General features: G+C 64.3%; 20 protein-coding genes, 1 tRNA gene and 1 pseudogene. 10 read left to right on the top strand and 12 right to left on the bottom strand.

The features are described from left to right. Window positions 1-4 precede the first annotated feature (4 nt). Window positions 5-304 (top strand): hypothetical protein, encoded by a 300-nt coding sequence (locus tag QFZ30_RS03940; protein ID WP_307073689.1) that lies wholly within the window; start codon window positions 5-7, stop codon window positions 302-304. Window positions 305-387: 83 nt separating this feature from the next. On the opposite strand, the gene QFZ30_RS03935 is transcribed toward QFZ30_RS03940, so the two are convergent. After that, a complete protein-coding gene (locus QFZ30_RS03935) occupies window positions 388-2064 on the bottom strand; it encodes an AMP-binding protein (RefSeq protein ID WP_307073687.1) in 1677 nt (558 codons plus the stop codon). Between the two features lie 103 nt (window positions 2065-2167). On the opposite strand from QFZ30_RS03935, the gene QFZ30_RS03930 reads away from it, so the two are divergent. Further along, complete coding sequence (locus QFZ30_RS03930; protein ID WP_307073686.1) at window positions 2168-2446, top strand: putative quinol monooxygenase; 279 nt, start codon at window positions 2168-2170, stop codon at window positions 2444-2446. A gap of 65 nt (window positions 2447-2511) precedes the next feature. Here the strand turns inward: QFZ30_RS03930 and QFZ30_RS03925 are convergent, their stop codons facing one another. Continuing rightward, window positions 2512-2955, bottom strand: coding sequence for a thioredoxin family protein (locus QFZ30_RS03925; RefSeq protein ID WP_307073684.1), 444 nt, complete (start codon window positions 2953-2955; stop codon window positions 2512-2514). 251 nt (window positions 2956-3206) lie between these two features. Further along, on the bottom strand, window positions 3207-3773 hold the full coding sequence (locus QFZ30_RS03920; RefSeq protein WP_307073682.1) for an acyl-CoA thioesterase: 567 nt from the start codon (window positions 3771-3773) through the stop codon (window positions 3207-3209). A 76-nt stretch (window positions 3774-3849) separates the two neighbouring features. Here QFZ30_RS03920 and QFZ30_RS03915 point away from each other — a divergent pair, with 76 nt between their 5' ends. Together QFZ30_RS03915 and QFZ30_RS03910 are read left to right on the top strand one after the other, a co-directional pair. Further along, the gene (locus QFZ30_RS03915; RefSeq protein WP_307073680.1) at window positions 3850-4584 is read left to right on the top strand and encodes a potassium channel family protein; all 735 of its coding nucleotides are present in this window, start codon (window positions 3850-3852) and stop codon (window positions 4582-4584) included. A gap of 346 nt (window positions 4585-4930) precedes the next feature. Continuing rightward, window positions 4931-5932: a LysM peptidoglycan-binding domain-containing protein gene (locus tag QFZ30_RS03910; protein ID WP_307073678.1), complete on the top strand. Its 1002-nt coding sequence runs from the start codon at window positions 4931-4933 to the stop codon at window positions 5930-5932. Between the two features lie 77 nt (window positions 5933-6009). On the opposite strand, the gene QFZ30_RS03905 is transcribed toward QFZ30_RS03910, so the two are convergent. Both QFZ30_RS03905 and QFZ30_RS03900 read right to left on the bottom strand, forming a co-directional pair. After that, window positions 6010-6091, bottom strand: a tRNA-Tyr gene (locus QFZ30_RS03905). Between the two features lie 171 nt (window positions 6092-6262). Beyond that, window positions 6263-6517 carry a hypothetical protein gene (locus tag QFZ30_RS03900; RefSeq protein ID WP_307073676.1) on the bottom strand — a complete coding sequence of 85 codons (255 nt, stop codon included), beginning with the start codon at window positions 6515-6517 and terminating at the stop codon, window positions 6263-6265. Window positions 6518-6734: 217 nt separating this feature from the next. Between QFZ30_RS03900 and QFZ30_RS03895 the strand changes: the two genes are divergently transcribed. Further along, window positions 6735-7226, top strand: a complete 492-nt coding sequence (locus QFZ30_RS03895; RefSeq protein ID WP_307073674.1) for a YajQ family cyclic di-GMP-binding protein — start codon at window positions 6735-6737, stop codon at window positions 7224-7226. Between the two features lie 94 nt (window positions 7227-7320). Here the strand turns inward: QFZ30_RS03895 and htpX are convergent, their stop codons facing one another. Continuing rightward, entirely contained in the window at window positions 7321-8187 is an 867-nt protein-coding gene (htpX, locus tag QFZ30_RS03890) for a zinc metalloprotease HtpX (RefSeq protein WP_307073672.1), read from the bottom strand. Between the two features lie 58 nt (window positions 8188-8245). Then, window positions 8246-9516: pseudogene (locus tag QFZ30_RS03885) on the bottom strand (MFS transporter). Window positions 9517-9592: 76 nt separating this feature from the next. On the opposite strand from QFZ30_RS03885, the gene QFZ30_RS03880 reads away from it, so the two are divergent. The 4 genes from QFZ30_RS03880 (at window position 9593) to QFZ30_RS03865 (ending at window position 13135) form a co-directional block, all read left to right on the top strand. Then, on the top strand, window positions 9593-10339 hold the full coding sequence (locus tag QFZ30_RS03880) for a hypothetical protein (protein WP_307073669.1): 747 nt from the start codon (window positions 9593-9595) through the stop codon (window positions 10337-10339). Between the two features lie 30 nt (window positions 10340-10369). Next, complete coding sequence (locus tag QFZ30_RS03875) at window positions 10370-10855, top strand: Fur family transcriptional regulator (RefSeq protein ID WP_307073667.1); 486 nt, start codon at window positions 10370-10372, stop codon at window positions 10853-10855. 7 nt (window positions 10856-10862) lie between these two features. Further along, window positions 10863-12350, top strand: a complete 1488-nt coding sequence (locus QFZ30_RS03870; RefSeq protein WP_307073665.1) for a catalase — start codon at window positions 10863-10865, stop codon at window positions 12348-12350. Between the two features lie 149 nt (window positions 12351-12499). After that, window positions 12500-13135, top strand: a complete 636-nt coding sequence (locus tag QFZ30_RS03865) for a DUF2461 domain-containing protein (protein WP_307073663.1) — start codon at window positions 12500-12502, stop codon at window positions 13133-13135. Here QFZ30_RS03865 and QFZ30_RS03860 read toward each other — a convergent pair whose 3' ends face one another. Next, window positions 13136-13741 (bottom strand): TetR/AcrR family transcriptional regulator, encoded by a 606-nt coding sequence (locus QFZ30_RS03860; RefSeq protein WP_307073661.1) that lies wholly within the window; start codon window positions 13739-13741, stop codon window positions 13136-13138. Window positions 13742-13916: 175 nt separating this feature from the next. Here QFZ30_RS03860 and QFZ30_RS03855 point away from each other — a divergent pair, with 175 nt between their 5' ends. Further along, window positions 13917-14351 (top strand): hypothetical protein, encoded by a 435-nt coding sequence (locus QFZ30_RS03855; RefSeq protein ID WP_307073659.1) that lies wholly within the window; start codon window positions 13917-13919, stop codon window positions 14349-14351. 71 nt (window positions 14352-14422) lie between these two features. Here the strand turns inward: QFZ30_RS03855 and QFZ30_RS03850 are convergent, their stop codons facing one another. The 4 genes from QFZ30_RS03850 to exaC all read right to left on the bottom strand — a co-directional run bounded on the left by QFZ30_RS03850 (window position 14423) and on the right by exaC (window position 19222). Continuing rightward, window positions 14423-15991 (bottom strand): amino acid permease, encoded by a 1569-nt coding sequence (locus QFZ30_RS03850; protein ID WP_307073657.1) that lies wholly within the window; start codon window positions 15989-15991, stop codon window positions 14423-14425. 189 nt (window positions 15992-16180) lie between these two features. Next, window positions 16181-16630: a DUF779 domain-containing protein gene (locus QFZ30_RS03845; RefSeq protein WP_307073655.1), complete on the bottom strand. Its 450-nt coding sequence runs from the start codon at window positions 16628-16630 to the stop codon at window positions 16181-16183. Next, the gene (gene adhP, locus QFZ30_RS03840; protein WP_307073653.1) at window positions 16630-17652 is read right to left on the bottom strand and encodes an alcohol dehydrogenase AdhP; all 1023 of its coding nucleotides are present in this window, start codon (window positions 17650-17652) and stop codon (window positions 16630-16632) included. The genes QFZ30_RS03845 and adhP overlap by 1 nt, the downstream gene beginning before the upstream one ends. A 46-nt stretch (window positions 17653-17698) precedes the next feature. Then, a complete protein-coding gene (gene exaC / locus QFZ30_RS03835) occupies window positions 17699-19222 on the bottom strand; it encodes an acetaldehyde dehydrogenase ExaC (RefSeq protein WP_307073651.1) in 1524 nt (507 codons plus the stop codon). Between the last annotated feature and the right edge of the window lie 12 nt (window positions 19223-19234).

Raw genomic sequence — 19234 nt, 5'->3', positions numbered from 1 at the left:
CACCATGACCTCATCCTGCACGGAGCGGGGGGCGTACCTCATCCGGATGAGCATTCCCTACCCGGATCCCCACCTCCCAGCGCCGACGGACGGAACCACAGCGCCCGGCTTTTCGGTCATCACCATGGACGCCACAGCGACCCCGGCCCTGGTCAGCATCGTAGGACACTCGCCGAAGTTTCCGAATGAAGAATTCAATGCCAAGGAACTGGGCGATGAAATCAGCTACGCCGGCTACACCATCAGGATCACCTCGATTTGCGAGGGCGAAGCCCGGTTCGACATAGTGGCTCAGCCGGACTAGGGATCCCCGGGACCGAAGATCCGCGCGCGGCAGGGCGATCTTGTCGAGGTTGTGTTCGCCAACGAATCGGTCGCGGCCGGCGATCACAGCCCCAGCCGGGCCACCGCTTCCTCGCGCATCTCCACTTTGCGGACCTTCCCGGACACCGTCATGGGGAAGCTGTCACGGATATCGACATAACGCGGGATCTTGTAGTGGGCCAGGCGTCCCCGGCAGAAGTCGGCGACGGCGCCGGCGTCCAGGGGATCTGCCTCCGGCTTGAGGATGATGCAGGCCACCAGTTCCTCGCCGTATTTGGCGTCCGGAACGCCGATCACCTGGACATCCTGGATGGACGGGTGGGTGTACAGGAACTCCTCGATTTCGCGGGGATAGATGTTTTCGCCCCCGCGGATCACCACGTCCTTGATCCGGCCCTCGATCACCACGTACCCGTCGTCGTCCATGCGGGCGAGGTCCCCAGTGTGCATCCAGCCCTCATTGTCGATGGCCTCGGCGGTTTTGTCAGGCTGGTCCCAGTACTCCTTCATGACGGCGTAGCCCCGGGTGCACAGCTCACCGATCTGCCCGCGTTCCAGCACCTCGCCGGAGCCGGGGTCCACGATCTGGCTTTCCAGCCGCGGCATGGTCCGGCCCACGGTCTCGGTGCGCTGCTGGAGCGTGTCCCCGGCGCGCGTCATGGTGGACACTGGCGACGTTTCGGTCATGCCGTAGCAGATGGCCACATCTTTCATGTTCATGTCTGAAATGACGCGGTTCATCACCTCGATGGGGCAGAGCGACCCCGCCATGACTCCGGTCCGGAGCGTGGACAGATCGTAGGAGGCGAAGTCAGGGAGGGCGAGCTCGGCGATGAACATGGTGGGAACCCCGTACAGTGACGTTCCGCCGAAATCCTGGACCGCTTCGAGCGCCGCGGCCGGAGTGAAGCCGCGGCCGGGGATGATGGTGGCGGCACCGTGGCTGAGCGCGTTCAGGTTGCCGATCACCATGCCGAAGCAGTGGTAGAACGGCACCGGAATCACCACCCGGTCGTGTTCGGTGTAGCCCAGCAGCTCACCGATTGCGTGGCCGTTGTTCAGGATGTTGTGGTGCGTCAGCGTTGCGCCTTTGGGAAATCCCGTGGTTCCCGAGGTGTACTGAAGGTTGATGGGATCGTGCGGATCCAGCTCCGCCATCCGGGCCTTCAGGCCGGAATGTCCGACGTCGTCAGCCCGCTTGAGCAGCTCGGCGTAGGTCAGCTCGGCGTCACTGAGGGGGATTCCGGCGTCGAGCCCTTCCACGCCGGAATCCGGCAGGAAAACCAGCTCACGCAGGTCCGGGCAGCCAGCGAGTGCCTGGCGCGCCATTCCCACGTAGTCGCTGCTCCGGTCTGACGGGGCCGTCACCAGCATCCGCATGCCGTTCTGCCTCACCACAAACTCAAGTTCGTGGCTGCGGTACGCCGGATTTACGTTCACCATGATCGCACCGGCCTTCGCCGTGGCGTACTGCAGGAGCGTCCATTCGGCGCAGTTGGGGCTCCAGATGCCCACCCTGTCCCCTTTGGCCACACCCAAGGCCAGAAGCGCACGCGCGAGCCGGTCGACGTCGTCGTTCATCTTGGTGTAGCTCCAGCGGCGGGCGTCAGCGCCCGGAACCGCAGCGGCCTCAATCAGCGCGTCGTGGAAGGGAAATCTGGCCACCACCTGCTCAAAGTTCCGGCCGATGGTTTCCTCGAGCAGCGGGACGTCAGTGTCCCCGGCTGTATAAGCGCGCATGATGGAACGCTACCAACAGGACCTTCCCAAAAGAAGCGCAACAGTGGAGTGTCCGGCCTCAACAGGACGGGTCCCCCGGGCAGCGGCCGGTATTGTGAATTGCATGAGTGCACCCATCGACCTGCAGGCAACGTTCATCCCCAACGAGGGCGAGTTTTTCCGTGTGAAGCTCGCCTTGGAAATCGCCATCGATGACGTGGTGAACGAGCCCGGCTGCATCCGCTACGAACTGACCGAGGCCACCGAGGAGAAGCTGGTCCTGACGGAACAGTGGGCGTCCGAGGAGGACTTGGACAAGCATTCCAAAGGCACCGCCGTCCAGGACCTGAACGAATCCCTGAGCGCCCTGCTGGCCGAACCCGTCCAGCTGGAACGCCTCTAGCCCTTCCGCCCAAAACAACGCGGGGCCTCTCAGTGAGAGGCCCCGCGTTGCTGCTGCTGGAAGTCTTAGAGGTCGGGGATCTGGGAGCCGTCCTGCGGGCCGGCGCTAGTGCTTGCCTTGTTCGTGCTTGCGGACGCGGCCTCGGATTCGGCCTGTGAGCGGGCCACGTGGGCGTGCACTTCCTCCATGTCCAGTGCCTTGACGGCGTCCACCACCTGTTCCAGTTGCTGGGCATTCAGCGCGCCAGGCTGGGAGAAGACCAGCACCTTTTCGCGGAAGGCCATCAGCGTGGGGATGGAGGTAATTCCTGCCTCGGCTGCGAGCTGCTGCTCGGCCTCGGTGTCCACCTTCGCGAACAGGACGTCCGTGTGCTTCTCGGAGACAGCGCTGTACGTGGGCCCAAACTGCTTGCAGGGACCACACCATTCGGCCCAGAAGTCCACCAGGACGATGTCGTTGCCCTCGATGGTCGATGCGAACTGTTCACCTGTGATGTTAACGGTAGCCATGGTTCCACGGTACGCGAGGGCGCCGGGGATGTCGCGGCCAAGGCCGGTCTGTTCGCTTCGCGCGTCATCGGGAATATCCGCGGTTAGCGTGTACAGTGCGCGTCGCCAAGCCTATCCTTGGCTTCATCAGACGCCGGACGAAGCACAGGAGGCCGCATGTCCCACTGGGCGGCGGCCGGCTGGCTGTGGGGCATCTCTGCGGCCTTGATTGTGCTGGGGGCGGCAGTGCTGAACCGCCGCGACGTGGGGGCTTAGCCCTTCGCCTGGACCTTTGTTCCCCACAGGTGGGGGGCCGGCGTGCGGCTGCCGGGCAGGGCGTTTTCCTCGCGCCATTCGTGGATCCACTCCGGGAGTTCCAGGTCCGCGGGCGGCTGGCCGAATTCGTCCAGGATCTCCTCCTGGCTGACAGGCCTGCCCTTGCTCACCAGTCGGGTGGCGATGTAGGCACGGGCGTAGATCTCGCCGTCCGCCACCATGCGCTGCTCAAAGTAGATCGCTTTGGCGTCCAGCCCGATGATCCTGGACTCGATGGTGTACTGCTGCCACAGCTGCAGGGACTTGCGGAAGGCTATGGTCTCCCCGGCGGCCACCGGGCTCCAGTCCCGCTGGCGCATTCTCTTCCACACGCCGCTGCGCACCATCAGGTCGAACCGGCCCAGGTCCATCAGCGAAAAGTACATGCCGTTGTTGACGTGCATGGCGATGTCGATGTCAGTCGGCAGGACCCGCAAGGGAAGGGACGAGGTATCCCAGATGGTCAGCGCCGAGCGGCGGGAGGACGTGAACAGCATCAGGAGGGTTCGCAGAAGCAAGTGCATCCCACAATGTTACCCATCAGTAACTTAGGGGCAAGCCGTGAGTTACGGGACCGGACCACCCGCGTAGGATTCCCCCATGACGCAACAACGCTACCGGGACCTTGCCGAGTGGCCGCTGATGGGGACAGCACTGGTCTTCCTGGCGGCATACGCGTGGCAGGTGATCGGCCGCGTTGAGGGCAGCGGCGCCGACTTGCTCGAGGCCGTTCTGTGGCTCACCTGGGGCGTCTTTGCCGTCGACTACGCTGCCAACCTCTGGCTGGCCAAGGACCGCCGGCACTGGTTCCTGTGGAACCTGCACGAGCTCCTGATCGTGGCACTCCCGTTCTTCCGCCCCCTCCGGCTGCTGCGGCTGGTGACTTTGCTGTCAGTGCTGCACCGCACTGTGGGCGAAACCCTGCGCGGCCGGGTAGTGACATATGTGGCCGGAGCCGCCGCGCTGTTGGTTTTTGTCGGCGCCCTGGCCGTCCTGGACGTTGAGCAGTCCGCGCCTGAGGCCAAGATCCTGACCTTCGGCGACGCCGCCTGGTGGGCCATCACCACCATCACCACCGTGGGCTACGGCGACATGTACCCGGTGACGGCCGCCGGCCGACTGGTTGCCGCGGCGCTCATGATGAGCGGAATCGCCGTCCTGGGTGTGGTCACGGCCTCCATCGCCTCATGGCTCGTCCAGCGCGTCGAGGAATCCACCGAAGCTGCCGCCGAGTCCGCCGAAGAACCCTTACGCGCTGAACTGGGTCAGCTGGTGACAGAGATTGCTGACCTGCGGCGTGAGATCGCAGAGCTCAAGGACCGTCGCGGCCTCTAGGTGAAGCGGACACTGCCGCAAGTAGTCACCGCCAATAATTTGAGTAGAGGCCCCCTCCTGCCCGAGTATGCCGCGGGAATATTCGGGTAATCCCTACTCGTGCCGCGCCCCTCCGGACTTCCTAGACTCGAAACTCGTAAGGCAAGAACAAAATCGTTGGCGGATCCCCAGCTGGGGGGTGATGCTGCTCATAGCGGAGCTTCCGTGCTTTCTGGGTGTACGGGCGCATCCCATCATGCGTTGCGCGGTTCCGGTCGCTGACCGGATCCCCGCAGCGCATCACACCTCGATCCGTCCTGCAGCACCTGCTTCTGGGTTGCCGGGACCGAATCTCGATGGGCCACCCATGAGCCAGCTGAACGTTAAAATTTCGGAACCACCTCGCCGGAACTTCGAAACCGATGTCCCCAGGGCCGATCTCGCCCCAGGCCGCCAGCAGGTCAGTAAAAAACTGTGGGCGGGAATGGCGGCCGCCGCCGTGGTAGCCGCGATCGGTGTTGGTGCTTTGGCAGCCCCCTCCCGCCCGTCTGCCGCCGAAACTCCGACGGCGTCCGCACCGGTTGTGGGCGTCGCCCGGCCTTTGGCTGTTGCTCCCTTTGAAGAGGCTGACGGTGGCGCAGGCACGGGGTCGCCAAGCCTGGGTTTGCCAGGCACTGTCCAGCAGGAAGCAACGGCGCCGGCAGAAGCAGTTGCAGCCCCCGTTGCTGCAGCACCGGCCGAGGCGCCTCCCGCTCCGGAACCTCCCCCGGCTGCGCCGGCCGGTGACCCGAACCTCTATACCGTGGTGCCCGGCGAAACCGTGGGCGCGATTGCGGCCCGGTTTGGTGTGGACCTGAACACCATGCTGGCGGCCAACGGACTGGGCGGCTACAGCATCATTGTCCCCGGGCAGACACTGAAGCTGTCCGGTCCCGCCGTCCCAATGCCTGCACCCGCACCGGCCCCCGCACCAGCGGCGGCCCCGGCCCCGGCATACGTTCAGGCGGCACCGGCGCCGGCATTCGTTCCGGCGGCTCCGGCGGTCCGGACCATCTACGTGGCAGGGGCGGGTGGCCAGGCGCTGGTGGACAGCTGCATCGGACCCATCCACTACACGCCCAACGACGGATACTCGCTCTTCATCACGGAGCACGACTTCTGCGGCGGCTGGGCGCGCTTCTCCGGCATCGGGCTGGGCGAGACCATCAGCATCCCCGGCTACGGAACGTACACGGCCACGGCCAGGGGGCAGGTGCCCAATCCCGGCACCACCAACGACGTGATCGCAGTCTTCGGCGGATTCCCGAGGGCTATCCTGCAGACGTGCATCCCGGGCACAAACCAGATGCTGCTGATCGCGCTGAACTGATTGGCCGCGCGGCCCAGAGCACCCCAGGGCACAAAAAAGCCTCCGGAACCATCAGGTTCCGGAGGCTTTTCCTTGGGTGGCAGATGAGGGATTCGAACCCCCGTAGGCGTTGCCAGCTGATTTACAGTCAGCCCCCTTTGGCCGCTCGGGTAATCTGCCGAACTTCACAAGAAGTCACCCCCGGCTGCAGTCTTCAGAACGTCCGTTTCCGGGCCGTTCCGCTTCCAGTAACCGCGGGCAAGACAACTTTACAGAACTTCTGCCGAAGAATCGAATCGGGACCTCAACGCCTGGAAAAGCCCTGAAACTCCGCGGAAATGCCGCCGAGCATCAGGCCTCCCCAAGGATCCGGCCAGCCAGCCGGGCCTCGAATTTCACGGCCTGTTCCTCCGTGATCTGGTTGAGCTGCACCGCGCGCAGCAGGTCCTCGCTCACTCCGTCCATGCGGGCGGAAGCATCCGCCACCGGGCTGAGGATGATGGACGCTGCCAAGGCGGCAGCCGCGACTGACGTGGCTGCGGTGGCAACGGCGCCTGCAGCTGCGGTGGTGGTTCGGGTGACGTAACGGACGGCTTTGCGGTGCATGGGCTTTCCCTTCGAACATCTTCCAACTCGTCCAACTCTCCATGGCCACGCTTCGTTCCCGCAGGGCGTCCGCTAGGAGTGAACTGTGAATCCGGCAGCAACTTCACAAAGGAGGCATCCGTACTAGGCTTGAATGCAGACATCCATGCCCTGTCCGGGCCGGCATTAACCCAACCCGAGCTATCCGAACAAGGCACCCACCAGCACAAGGAGAATCATGGCAGGCGAGTCAACGTTCGACGTCGTAAGCAAAGTGGACAAGCAGGAAGTCGCCAACGCACTGCACCAGGCCCAGAAGGAACTGGCGCAGCGCTACGACTTCAAGGGCGTCGGCGCTGAGGTTGATTTCAGCGGCGAGAAGCTCCTGATGAAGGCCAACTCGGAGGAACGCGTCCTTGCCGTGCTGGACGTCCTCCAGTCCAAGCTGATCCGCCGCGGCATCTCCCTGAAGTCCTTGGACACGGGTGAGCCTTACGCGTCCGGCAAGGAATTCCGGCTGGAGGCCTCCATCAAGGAAGGCATCGAGCAGGACCTCGCCAAGAAGATCAACAAGCTGATCCGCGACGAGGGCCCCAAGGGTGTCAAGTCCCAGATCCAGGGCGACGAACTGCGGGTCTCATCCAAGTCCCGCGATGATCTCCAGACCGTCATGGCGCTGCTGAAGGACTTTGACGAGGCCGACCTGCAGTTCGTCAACTTCCGCAGCTAGCGCTAATCGGGCCGGTGACACCCAATCGGTCTGAGGACACGCGACATTCCGTGTCCCGGGGCCGAGTCTGTGTCCTCGGTCCGAAAGCGCGTCCTCAGTTACGTGGCCGGCCCGCCATCCGCTCGAGGCGGGAGATCCGCTCCTTCATGGGCGGGTGCGTTGCGAAGAGCTTGGTCATCGCCCCGCCGCGGAACGGGTTGGCGATCATCAGGTGCGAGGTATTCACCAGCTTCTGGTCCTGCGGGAGCGGCGCGATCCGGACCCCTTGCTCAATCTTGTGCAGGGCTGAGGCGAGCGCCAGCGGATCGCCGGTCAGCTCCGAACCGTCCTCGTCGGCGTCGTACTCCCTGGTGCGGGAGATGGCCAACTGGATCAGCGAGGCAGCAAAGGGCGCCAGCAGGGCCATGGCCAGCATGGCCAGCGGGTTGGCGTTCCGGCGGTCGCCGCCGAAGAACAGCAGCATCTGCCCCACTGACGTGATCACGCCGGCCACGGCAGCTGCCACCGAGGACGTGAGGATGTCCCGGTTGTAGACGTGCATCAGCTCGTGCCCCAGGACACCCCGGAGTTCACGGGCGTCCAGCAGCTGCAGGATTCCTTCGGTGCAGCAGACCGCGGCGTTCTTGGGATTACGGCCCGTGGCGAAGGCATTCGGGTTCATGGTGGGTGAGAGGTAGATCCGGGGCATCGGCTGGTTGGCGCGGACGGAAAGTTCGCGGACAATCTGGTGCAGCTGCGGCGCCTGGGCTTCGCTGACCGGGTAGGCCTGCATGGAGCGGATGGCGATCTTGTCGCTGTTCCAGTAGCCGTAGGCAGTGGTGGCAACACCGATGACGGCCATGATCCAGATGGGCGCCGAACTGCGGGTGTTGATCCCGATCAGGCCGCCCAGGCCCAGCAGGACGGCCCAGAGCACGCCAAAGAGCGCCGCAGTCTTCAGGCCGTTGTAATGCTTGTGCACTCCACTCCTCCATCTCCAGGCACCAAATTCGAGGCTGGCCTGCCAGGACCCGCGCCCCCTAGGGGACGGGATTGCGGGCGTCGTACTTCCGGAACCCCGGCTGCAGCCACGCCGCCAGCCACGCCCCAGCAATGCAGAGCAACCCGCCCAAAAGCAGGACCCAGCCCTCATTCAAAATCTTAGTCGCACCGCCGGCCAGCAGGTCTCCCACCCGGGGCCGCCAGCCACCACCACGATGAAGACGCCCTGGAGCCGTCCCCGGAGGTGGTCCGGGGTTGCGGCCTGAAGGATGGTGTTGCGGAAAACACTGCTGATGGAATCGGCGATCCCGGCCAGGGCACAGCACAAAGCTGCCGGAAGCAGCCAGACGGTGACTCCCCCGGTGCCGGAATGCCCTGCCAGCAGCACCACCACGCCGAAGCCCGCAATCGAGGCGCCCCACCCCATCACCGACCAGACCACGGCACTCCCCTGCCACCTGACGTGGCCGAGGGGTCCGGAAAACAGGCCCGCGAGGAAAGCGCCGACGGCCGTCGAGGCCAACAGCACGCCCACGGTGGCTTCGCCCCCGCCGATCATCACGGCGCCGATGGCGGGCATAAGGGCGCGCGGCTGGGCCAGGATCATGGCCACGAGGTCGATGATGAAGGTCATGCGCAGGTTGGGCCTGATGCCTAGAAAACGAAAGCCTTCAACAACGGACCGGATACCGGCCCGTCCTGCGCTCTTCCCCGGCGGCAGAGACGGAAGCCGGTAAACGGCCCAAAGGACAAACGCGAAGGTGACAAAGTCAATGGTGTAGGTCCAGCCGAATCCCACCCAGGCCACCAGCACGCCCGCCAGCAGCGGACCCACCGTCATGGCCAGCCCAAAGGAAACCATGCTGAGCGCGTTGGCCGCGGGCAGCAGTTCCTTGCGGATCAGCATCGGGATGATGGCGCTGCGTGCGGGCTGGTTGATGGACTGCGCACCGCTCTGCAGGGCAATGAGGACGTAGAGAACCCAGACATTTCCCAGTTGCAGCCACGATTGGAGCGCGACCAGCCCCGTGGTGAGCCACAGCACCGAGGTTGCCAGGAACGCCACCGTGCGGCGGTCGTGGGAATCGGCGATGGAACCGCCCAGGAGCCCGCCGAACACCAGGGGCACCAGTGCAAAGATCCCCAGCAGGCCTACGTAGAAGCTGTCCTGTGTGACGCGGTAGACCTCCAGGCTTACGGCCACCAGGGTGAGCTGGCTGCCCACCGCGGACACAGCAGAGCCGAGCCAGAGCCGGCGGAAATCAGGGCTCTCCCGGAGCGGTGTGATGTCGGCCAGCAGTTTTCCCACCCTGCAACCCTAATGGTGCGCGGATGTCCCTCGTGGCGCGCGCTTGGTATCCTCAGGCGGGGAAGGGAGTTGGCTCATGAGTCTGTCCAGGCGGCTTCTTTTTGCATCGGCAGTCTGGGAAGTGGCACGACCCCGGACCGCCCTGACCGCCGGCCACCTCCTCATCCGGCTCAGCAACCCCGCCGTTGCCTTCGATCTCCGGTCAGCTGCCGACTGGCTGGTGTGCCACAACGCTGCCCGGCAGGCCCTCACGGACGTGCTTGGCGCCGGGACCTGGTCCGTGCTGTTTGCCCATCAGTGGCATCCGATCGGCGCTGCGATCGGTGAACCGGAGGCGGAATCCTCCACCCCCACCTTCCACCTGTTCGGGCGCTGGGACGGGGAGACTGTCAGCCCGGGCGAGCAGTTGCGGCTCCCGGCGCAGCGACGCGCGCCGCTGGCCCCGGAAGTTCTCACCACGTACGACGCCGGCCTCCGCACTGCCCTGGGCCGCTCGGCGTTGAATCACTCAGCAGAGGTTCCGGAAGGCAGCACCCTGCCGGAGGTGGTTTTGATGCCACCCCGGGTCAAGGCCGGTCCGCACCATACTGTACTGGCGCCGGAACCTGGCGGATCGGGCATAACCCCCGGAGGGCTGCTGGCCGTCGCCGCTGCGCTCCAGGGCCTTACCAGCCGCCGGGGTGTGAGCGGGCTCAGCTGCGTGGCTTTGGACGCGGCCGGCGGGGGGCTTGAAATCCATGCCCTGGGCCGGACCGCTGGCGAACCTGTCAATCCGATGGAGCGGCTGCTGGATCTGCCGGAGGTTAGCCAAGCCTTATTGTGAGATATTCATAATAAGTGATTCAATGGATTCATGACGGAACACTTTGGCGGTCAGGAAGCGTGGGCTGCCGCCCTGCGTGCCCACGGCCGCCGGGTGACCAAACAGCGGCTGGCCGTGCTGGCCGCCGTCGAACGTCACCCCCATTCCCCGGCGGAAAGCATCCTCGCTGCCGCCCGCACCGAGCTCCCCGAGCTCACCGCCCAGTCCGTCTACGTGGTCCTGGGGGACCTGACCGATCTGGACATGCTGCGCCGCTTTGAGCCGCCGCATTCCCCCGCTCTCTACGAGACCCGGGTGGGAGACAACCACCACCACGCCATCTGCATCAGCTGTGGCCGTGTTGAGGACGTGGAGTGCGCCGTCGGTCACGCACCCTGCCTCACGCCGCACTGGGACGAGAATTCCAAGCCCATGACCATCCAGATCGCCGATGTGATGTACCAGGGCATCTGCCAGGACTGCCAGCAGTCCCAAAAACTTCCTTCCGAACGTCAATCACAAGTAATCGAGAAATAGGAGAAACATGACTGCCATTTCAACCACCCAGTCAGGTGCGCCCGTCACCTCCGACGCGCACTCCAAGTCAGTTGGTGCCGACGGTGCCATCATCCTGACTGACCACTACCTGGTGGAAAAGCTCGCCCAGTTCAACCGCGAGCGGGTGCCGGAGCGCGTAGTGCACGCCAAGGGCGGCGGCGCATTCGGAACGTTCAAGACCACCGAGGACATCTCGGCGTACACCAAGGCTGCTTTCCTGCAGCCGGGTGTTGAAACCGAAATGCTCATCCGTTTCTCCTCGGTTGCCGGCGAGAACGGTTCCCCGGACACCTGGCGCGATCCCCGCGGTTTCGCCGTCAAGTTCTACACCTCCGAGGGCAACTACGACCTCGTAGGCAACAACACCCCCGTCTTCTTCATCCGCGACGGCATCAAGTTCCCGGACTTCATCCACTCCCAGAAGCGCCTCCCGGGCACCCACCTGCGCGACGCTGACATGCAGTGGGACTTCTGGACCTTGTCCCCCGAGTCCGCACATCAGGTCACCTGGCTCATGGGCGACCGAGGCCTGCCGGCTTCCTGGCGTGAGATGCAGGGCTACGGCTCGCACACCTACCAGTGGATCAACGCCGAGGGCGAGCGCTTCTGGGTCAAGTACCACTTCAAGTCCAACCAGGGCGTCAAGACCATCACCGGTGACGAGGCTGCAGAGCTGGCCGGCTCGGACGCGGACTTCTACATCCGCGACCTGCAGGAAAACATCGACGCCGGCAACCTTCCGTCTTGGGACCTGCACGTCCAGGTCATGCCGTACGAAGACGCCAAGACCTACCGCTTCAACCCGTTCGACCTCACCAAGGTGTGGCCGCACGCTGACTACCCGCTGATCAAGGTGGGCACCATGGAGCTGAACCGGAACCCGGAGAACTACTTCGCGCAGATCGAGCAGGCCACGTTTGCGCCGTCGAACTTCGTGCCGGGCATCGCCGCGTCGCCGGACAAGATGCTGCAGGCCCGCATCTTCTCCTACGCGGATGCGCACCGTTACCGCGTGGGCACCAACCACGCCCAGATCCCGGTGAACCAGCCGAAGAACCAGGTCAACAACTACAGCCAGGACGGTGCGGGGCGTTACCAGTTCAACGCTCCTTCTGTTCCGGTCTACGCACCGAACTCCGTTGGTGGGCCGGCTGCCGTTGAGCCGCAGAACCCGGCCGGCGGCTGGGAGAACGACGGCGAGCTGACGCTCTCCGCGCACACCCTGCACGCTGAGGACAGCGACTTCGGCCAGGCCGGAACCCTGTACCGCGAGGTGTTCGACGACGCCGCCAAGGCCCGTCTGCTGGACACCATCACCGGCGCGGTTGGCGGCGTGAAGAGCCCGGGCATCAAGGAACGCGCCATCCAGTACTGGACGAACGTTGACGCCGAGCTCGGCGCCAAGCTGCGCGCCAACCTGGGCGCTGCCTCTGCTGGCGACTCCGACGCTGAGGCTGCCAACAAGATCGGCTAGTCCTGCTGATCCAGCGTGCAGCAGCCTTGCTGCACACAACCGCCCCGTCACGGTCTCCGTGGCGGGGCGGTCTGCTTTGCACGGCTTCGTTTTCCACATAATGGCCACGGTCTATGGCCGGGGCCGGGCGCGGTCCATAGGATCGCAGCATGACTACATTCCAGGGCATTCCTGCAGGGGCCTTCGCGTTCTATGCGGAGCTTGAGGACAACAACAACCGGGAGTGGTGGCTTGAGCACAAGGACAGCTACAACAGCCTGGTCCGGGATCCGCTCACGGCCCTGCTTGCGGAGCTGGAACCCAGGTTCGGGCCCGCCAAGATCTTCCGGCCCAACAGGGACATCAGATTTTCGCAGGACAAGTCGCCCTACAAGACCGCCCAGGGCGCGTTTGCCTCAGCCCAGGAAGGCGTGGGCTATTACCTGCAGGTAAGCGCCGACGGCCTGCTGGTGGGCGGCGGCTACCATTCCCACTCCCCGGCGCAACTGGTGAGGTTCCGAAACTCTGTTGACGCCTCCGGGACGGGTGAGTCGCTCCGGAAGATTGTCGACGGCGTGTCCGCGGCAGGCTTCGCGGTGGAAGGCGAAAGACTCAAGACCGTCCCGCGCGGTTATTCCCCCGACCACCCCAGGGGAGAACTCCTCAAGCACAAGTCCCTGTCAGCCAGCATGGAGCTGGGCGAGCCGGAGTGGGTGGACACTCCGGAGGCGGCACGGGAGATCGCCACGCTCTGGGAACGGCTTCGCCCGCTGGTGGAATGGGTCGGGCGCCACGCAACTCCCTGATCAGGGCTGGGGGCCGGCCGCTGCCAACCGGCTTTCCAGGTTGTTGAAAAACACAGTCAGCATCAGTTCAAAGGCCTTGGTCGCGGCCTCGGGCTGGTTCATCACCACAAAGTCGAACTGCAACCCGTAAAAGGTGGAAGTGAACAGGCGGGCATCCGTGTCCGCGAACTCCGCCGGAATTCCCTGCACCAGAAGCCAGTCCCTGGTCTTGTGATGGAGCATGCGGAAGTTCTCCTGGGACGTACCCCGGGGCTCGGCCGCCACTATGTCCTGTGCCGTGGCCTCGAATTCCAGCCTTGCCAGATGCCGGTTCCGCTGCGCCATGGTCCACTCCCAGGACTCCAGCAAATAGGCCTTCCAGGCCTCGCGGTCAATGTCGCGCACATCCGTACCGCGCATGCTGTCCAGCCGGGACTCAATGGAGCGGATGATCTCGTTGACCAGCTGCTCCCTGCTGCCGAAGTGGTACACCAGGACATAGGCGCTGATGCCAAGGCCCTCGGCCAGGCTGCGGAAGGTCAGTTCCGCCAGCGTCTTGTCCATCAGGTAGTCCAGGATCGCGGAGAGCAGCTCTGCCTTACGTTCCGGTTTTGCGGGGCGGGCCATGACTCAATCTTACGGAGCGCCTGTACCGCCCCTCCCGGCACTTCGTGAGGCAGGCTATGCATGGAACTGGCGAACACCTGCGGGCACTCTGAAGAGCCTGTGGAGCCTGGCCAAAATCCTTGAGCCATGCTCTGATGAATAGCGAAAGTACAGGGATTTAGCACCGGGAGCAGCCATGAGCAGCAATCTCGAAACACCGATTCCAACTCGTCCACCTACGCGAACGATGTTGGTGGTTCTCACTGGCTTTACTGCGGCACTGTGCTGGTGGATCGGGATGGTCGGAGTGGTGAACAGCGGAGGCGGCGCTCAAGTCTTCCTCACCATCCCCGTCCTGGCAACCATCGGAACGCTCCTGGCCGCACGTCGACGGGGGCGCCAGAAGGCCAAACACGTCAGCCAACCGCCCGGCCACGCTCGCGGGGCTCTTTCCGAGAATCGCCGATCCTTGGTGGTTCTCAGCGGCTTTACTGCGGCACTGTGCTGGTGGATCGGGATCGTCGGAGTGGTGAACAGCGGAGGCGGCGCTCAAGTCTTCCTGACCATTCCCGTCCTGGCAACCATCGGAACGCTCCTGGCCGCACGATATAAGGGCCGGCTTGCGGCCTGACGAAAGCACGAAACCGCCCGCTGGTCCGAGGACCATCGGGCGGTTTCAGGGCTCCACCAGCCGCGCGTGCATCAGGCGCGGGAGAATTCGTCCTCGTCATCGGCAGTCTTGTCTGCGTCAGCCTTCGGAGAGGCCCCCTCGGCCGGGCCGTTAACCGCTTCTTTAGCCTCGGTGAAGCGCTCGTTGAGGCGTGAGTGGCGCTGGCCGTAGGAGAAGTAGATGATGATGCCGATAACCAGCCAGACTGCAAAGAAGATCCAGGTCTCCACCGCCAGGTTGGTCATCAGGTAGAGGCAGAGCACTGCGGATACCACCGGAAGGACCTTGCCGAACGGGACGCGGAAAGCAGGCTTCAGGTCGGGGCGCTTCTTCCGCAGCACCAGGATGCCCAGGCTCACCATGACAAACGCCGACAGGGTGCCGATGTTGATCATCTCTTCCAGCAGGTCCACGTTCGTGAGGCCGGCCACGACTGCCACCGCGGCGCCGCAGATCACCTGGAGGCGTACCGGCGTCGAACGCTTTTCACTGGTCTTGGACAGTGCGCGCGGCAGGAGGCCGTCGCGGCTCATGGCCAGCACCACCCGGGACAGGCCCATGAGGAGCACCATGATCACGGTGGTCAGGCCCACCAGGGATCCGAACGCAATGACCTTGGCCGCTGAGGTGTCGCCCACTGCTTCGAAGGCGGTGGTGAGGGTGGGGTTCTCGGCTTGGGCCAGATCGGTGTAGGAGACCATGCCGGTGAGCGCGAGGGACACCAGGATGTAGAGCAGCGTCACGACGGCCAGTCCGCCGAAGATCCCGCGGGGCAGGGTCTTCTGCGGATTCTTGACTTCCTCAGCGGAGGTTGCAACGACGTCGAAGCCGATGAAGGCAAAGAACACCAGGGCCGCGCCGGCAAAAATGCCCAGCGTTCCGTACTGGGCCGGCGCTGCGCCGGTGAGGAAGCCGAAGAACGACTGCTTCAGCACATCCGCTGTGCCTGCCCCGGTGGGTTCAGCCGCGGGGATGAACGGGGCGTAGTTTTCGAACTTTACGTAGGTGAAGCCCACCACGATCACAAAGAGGACCACGGCGATCTTGATCAGGGTGAAGACGTTGCCGACGCGGGCGGAGAGCTTGGTGCCCAGCACCAGAAGCACGGTGAACACGGCAACGATCAGGAAGGCGCCCCAGTAAAGATCCACCCCGCCGAGGGACAGTGCCGGGGGAACGTCGGCGCCCATCAGCGCGAACACCTTGCTGAGGTAGATTCCCCAGTACTTGGCGATCACGGCCGCGGCGGTGAACAGCTCCAGGATGAGGTTCCAGCCGATGATCCAGGCCAGCAGCTCGCCCATCGTGGCGTACGTGAAAACGTAGGCCGACCCGGCTACCGGGATGGCGGTGGCAAACTCGGCATAGCACATGATGGCCAGCGCGCATGTGACGGCGGCGATGGCGAAGGACACAGTTACGGCTGGGCCCGAAAAGTTGGCCGCGGCTTTGGCGCCAACCGAGAAAATGCCGGCCCCGACAGCAACAGCGACGCCCATGATCATCAGGTCCCAGGTGCTGAGCGACCGCTTGAGCTTGCGTCCGGGTTCATCGGCGTCGGCCATTGACTGCTCGATTGATTTGGTCCGGAGAAGGTTCATAGGGAGTTCCACAATCCTGATTTTTGTTGGAAACAGACCTATCAAGAGTAGTGTCCACCCACCGGACGGTCCCAATTGTCCCGCATGGTGAGACGGCATCGTGGGACAGGATTAGCCCGGCCTTGCGTGAACGAACAGTTGAGGCCCCCTTCGCGAAGGGGGCCTCAACTGTTCGTAGTATCAGGCAGTCTAGGCCGGCCAGTCCATCAGGGTGGACCGGATGAGGAAGCGTTTGCCCTCCGGTGACTCCACCGAAAAACCACTCCCCCTACCCGGGACCACATCCACTGTCAGGTGGGTGTGGCTCCAGTAGTTGAACTGTTCCCTGGACATCCAGAACTCCAGCGGCTGTCCGCTTCCGGCACCCTTGGGCGGATCGCAAGTCACACCGCCGCCGGTCCCTTCACCGGAGAGGTCAAACAGTCCCAGCAGGATGTCCGAATCCCCGGTGATGAATTCACCGGCCGGGTAGCACATCGGCGAGGAGCCGTCGCAGCAGCCGCCGGACTGATGGAACATCAGGGGTCCGTGCTGGAGCCACAATTTCTTCAGCAGCTCCACGGCCGCGGCGGTGAGCGCCACCCGGGAGAAGCTCTCCCCGGGCAGCGTCACTGCGGCGTCTAGCCTCGCCTTCGTCATCAGTACTTGATGACGACGCGGCCGTCGATCTTGGCGTGCTTCATTTCGTCAAGGACTGCGTTGACCTCGGAGAGTTCCCGGGTGGACACGGTGGGGTGGATCTTGCCCTCCGCGTAGAACTCAATAGCTTCCTCAAGGTCCTGCCGGGTCCCCACGATGGAGCCGCGGACCGTCAGGCCCTTGAGCACAATCTCGAAGATCGGAGCCGGGAAGTCACCCGGCGGCAGGCCGTTGAAAACGATCGTGCCGCCGCGGCGTGCCATCCCGATCGCCTGGCCGAAAGCTGACGGGTGCACTGCGGTGACCAGGACTCCATGGCAACCTCCGGTTTCGCGCTGGATAACTTCCACGGGATCCTCGTGCAAGGCATTGACGGTCAGTTCGGCGCCGTGTGCCTTCGCCAGGGCAAGCTTGTCGTCGGCGATGTCCACGGCGGCCACGCGCAGGCCCATGGCCACGGCGTACTGGACGGCAATGTGCCCCAGGCCGCCGATGCCGGAAATGGTGACCCACTGCCCTGGCCTGGCCTCGGTCATCTTCAGGCCCTTGTAGACGGTCACGCCTGCACAAAGCACCGGGGCGATTTCCACGGGATCGGAGCCGGCCGGGATGCGGGCGGCGAAGCGGGTGTTCACCAGCATGTACTCGCCGAAAGAGCCGTCAACGCTGTACCCGGCGTTCTGCTGCGCTTCGCACAACGTTTCCCAACCGGTCCGGCAGTACTGGCAGTCGCCGCAGGCGGACCAGAGCCAGGCATTGCCCACGAGGTCTCCGACAGCAAGGTCCGTGACACCTTCGCCAAGGGCAACCACTTCGCCCACTCCTTCATGGCCAGGGATGAACGGCGGTGACGGCTTGACCGGCCAGTCACCCTCAGCCGCGTGGAGGTCGGTGTGGCAGACGCCGGTGGTGATGACCTTCACCAGGGCCTCCCCACGTCCCGGAGTGGGGACGGGGAGGGTCTGGATCTGGAGATCCTTGCCGAATTCGGTTACTACTGCTGCTTGCATTGTCGTCGTCATTGGCGAAATCCTTGCGTAGGTTGAAGCGGTGGGGCGTAAACCGGGCTTAGAAGAAGCCGAGCTTGTTCTCGTTGTAGCTGACCAGGAGGTTCTTGGTCTGCTGGTAGTGGTCCAGCATCATGGTGTGGTTTTCACGCCCGATGCCGGAGGACTTGTAGCCGCCGAAGGCAGCACCGGCCGGGTAGGCGTGGTAGTTGTTGACCCAGACGCGGCCGGCCTGGATTTCGCGGCCGGCGCGGTAGGCCACGTTGCCGTTGCGGGACCAGACGCCGGCACCCAGGCCGTAGAGGGTGTCGTTGGCGATGCCCATGGCGTCGTTGTAGTCGCTGAAGCGCGCCACGGATACCACCGGCCCGAAGATTTCCTCCTGGAAGATCCGCATCTTGTTATGGCCCTCGAAAACGGTGGGCTGGACGTAGAAGCCGCCGGCAAGGTCACCTTCCAGCTGGGCGCGGGCGCCGCCAGTGAGCACCTTGGCGCCCTCCTGCCTGCCGATGTCGATGTAGGAGAGGATCTTTTCCAGCTGGTCGTTGGAGGCCTGGGCGCCGATCTGGGTGTTGGTGTCCAGCGGGTTTCCTTGGATGATCTTCTCAACCCGGGCCACGGCGTCGGCCATGAAGGAATCGTAGATGTCCTCCTGGACCAGGGCCCGTGACGGGCAGGTGCAGACTTCGCCCTGGTTGAAGGCGAAGAGCGCAAAGCCCTCCTGTGCCTTGTCATAGAACGCGTCATCGGAGTCGGCAACGTCGTTGAAGAAGATGTTGGGGCTCTTGCCGCCGAGTTCCAGGGTGACCGGGATCAGGTTCTGGCTGGCATATTGGCTGATCAGCCGGCCCGTGGTGGTTTCGCCGGTGAAGGCGATCTTCCGGATCCGGGGGCTGGAGGCGAGGGGTTTGCCTGCCTCGACGCCGAAGCCGTTGACCACGTTCAGGACGCCGGCGGGGAGCAGGTCACCGATGAGCTCCATCAGCACCAGGATGGACGACGGCGTCTGCTCGGCCGGCTTGAGGACCACGGCGTTGCCTGCGGCGAGCGCCGGGGCCAGCTTCCAGACGGCCATCAGGATGGGGAAGTTCCAGGGGATGATCTGGCCCACCACACCGAGGGGCTCGTGGTAGTGGTAGGCCGTGGTGTCGTCGTCGAGCTGGGACAGCCGGCCTTCCTGCGCACGGACTGCAGAGGCGAAGTAGCGGAAGTGGTCCGCGGCGAGCGGGATGTCCGCGTTGAGGGTTTCACGGATGGGCTTGCCGTTGTCCCAGGATTCGGCCACGGCCAGCATCTCGAGGTTCTCGTCGATCCGGTCCGCGATCTTATTCAGGACGGCGGCGCGCTCTGCCACGGAGGTCTTGCCCCAGGACGGGGCAATCTTGTGGGCGGCGTCCAGTGCCAGCTCAATGTCCTCGGCGGTGCCGCGGGCAACCTCGCAGAAGGCCTTGCCGGTAACGGGCGTGATGTTCTCGAAGTACTGGCCTTTGACGGGGGCAACCCACTCGCCGCCGATCCAGTTCTCGTAGCGGTCCTTGAAGGTGACCTTTGAGCCCTCTGTACCGGGCTGCGCGTAAACAGTCATTGCTAGCTCCTT

Source organism: Arthrobacter pascens (assembly GCF_030815585.1).
Classification (GTDB): Bacteria; Actinomycetota; Actinomycetes; order Actinomycetales; family Micrococcaceae; genus Arthrobacter; species Arthrobacter pascens_A.
This window is presented reverse-complemented; position numbering and strand designations above follow the sequence as displayed.

Bases quoted from the DNA above. Each gene is read 5' to 3' on its own strand.
- QFZ30_RS03925 (WP_307073684.1), bottom strand. From the start codon at position 2,955: ATGGCTACCGTTAACATCACAGGTGAACAGTTCGCATCGACCATCGAG.
- QFZ30_RS03935 (WP_307073687.1), bottom strand. From the start codon at position 2,064: ATGCGCGCTTATACAGCCGGGGACACTGACGTCCCGCTGCTCGAGGAA.
- QFZ30_RS03865 (WP_307073663.1), top strand. From the start codon at position 12,500: ATGACTACATTCCAGGGCATTCCTGCAGGGGCCTTCGCGTTCTATGCG.
- QFZ30_RS03870 (WP_307073665.1), top strand. From the start codon at position 10,863: ATGACTGCCATTTCAACCACCCAGTCAGGTGCGCCCGTCACCTCCGAC.
- QFZ30_RS03880 (WP_307073669.1), top strand. From the start codon at position 9,593: ATGAGTCTGTCCAGGCGGCTTCTTTTTGCATCGGCAGTCTGGGAAGTG.
- exaC (WP_307073651.1), bottom strand. From the start codon at position 19,222: ATGACTGTTTACGCGCAGCCCGGTACAGAGGGCTCAAAGGTCACCTTC.
- QFZ30_RS03860 (WP_307073661.1), bottom strand. From the start codon at position 13,741: ATGGCCCGCCCCGCAAAACCGGAACGTAAGGCAGAGCTGCTCTCCGCG.
- QFZ30_RS03895 (WP_307073674.1), top strand. From the start codon at position 6,735: ATGGCAGGCGAGTCAACGTTCGACGTCGTAAGCAAAGTGGACAAGCAG.
- QFZ30_RS03875 (WP_307073667.1), top strand. From the start codon at position 10,370: ATGACGGAACACTTTGGCGGTCAGGAAGCGTGGGCTGCCGCCCTGCGT.
- QFZ30_RS03850 (WP_307073657.1), bottom strand. From the start codon at position 15,991: ATGAACCTTCTCCGGACCAAATCAATCGAGCAGTCAATGGCCGACGCC.
- QFZ30_RS03910 (WP_307073678.1), top strand. From the start codon at position 4,931: ATGAGCCAGCTGAACGTTAAAATTTCGGAACCACCTCGCCGGAACTTC.
- QFZ30_RS03930 (WP_307073686.1), top strand. From the start codon at position 2,168: ATGAGTGCACCCATCGACCTGCAGGCAACGTTCATCCCCAACGAGGGC.
- QFZ30_RS03855 (WP_307073659.1), top strand. From the start codon at position 13,917: ATGAGCAGCAATCTCGAAACACCGATTCCAACTCGTCCACCTACGCGA.
- adhP (WP_307073653.1), bottom strand. From the start codon at position 17,652: ATGACGACGACAATGCAAGCAGCAGTAGTAACCGAATTCGGCAAGGAT.
- QFZ30_RS03900 (WP_307073676.1), bottom strand. From the start codon at position 6,517: ATGCACCGCAAAGCCGTCCGTTACGTCACCCGAACCACCACCGCAGCT.
- QFZ30_RS03845 (WP_307073655.1), bottom strand. From the start codon at position 16,630: ATGACGAAGGCGAGGCTAGACGCCGCAGTGACGCTGCCCGGGGAGAGC.
- QFZ30_RS03920 (WP_307073682.1), bottom strand. From the start codon at position 3,773: ATGCACTTGCTTCTGCGAACCCTCCTGATGCTGTTCACGTCCTCCCGC.
- QFZ30_RS03940 (WP_307073689.1), top strand. From the start codon at position 5: ATGACCTCATCCTGCACGGAGCGGGGGGCGTACCTCATCCGGATGAGC.
- QFZ30_RS03915 (WP_307073680.1), top strand. From the start codon at position 3,850: ATGACGCAACAACGCTACCGGGACCTTGCCGAGTGGCCGCTGATGGGG.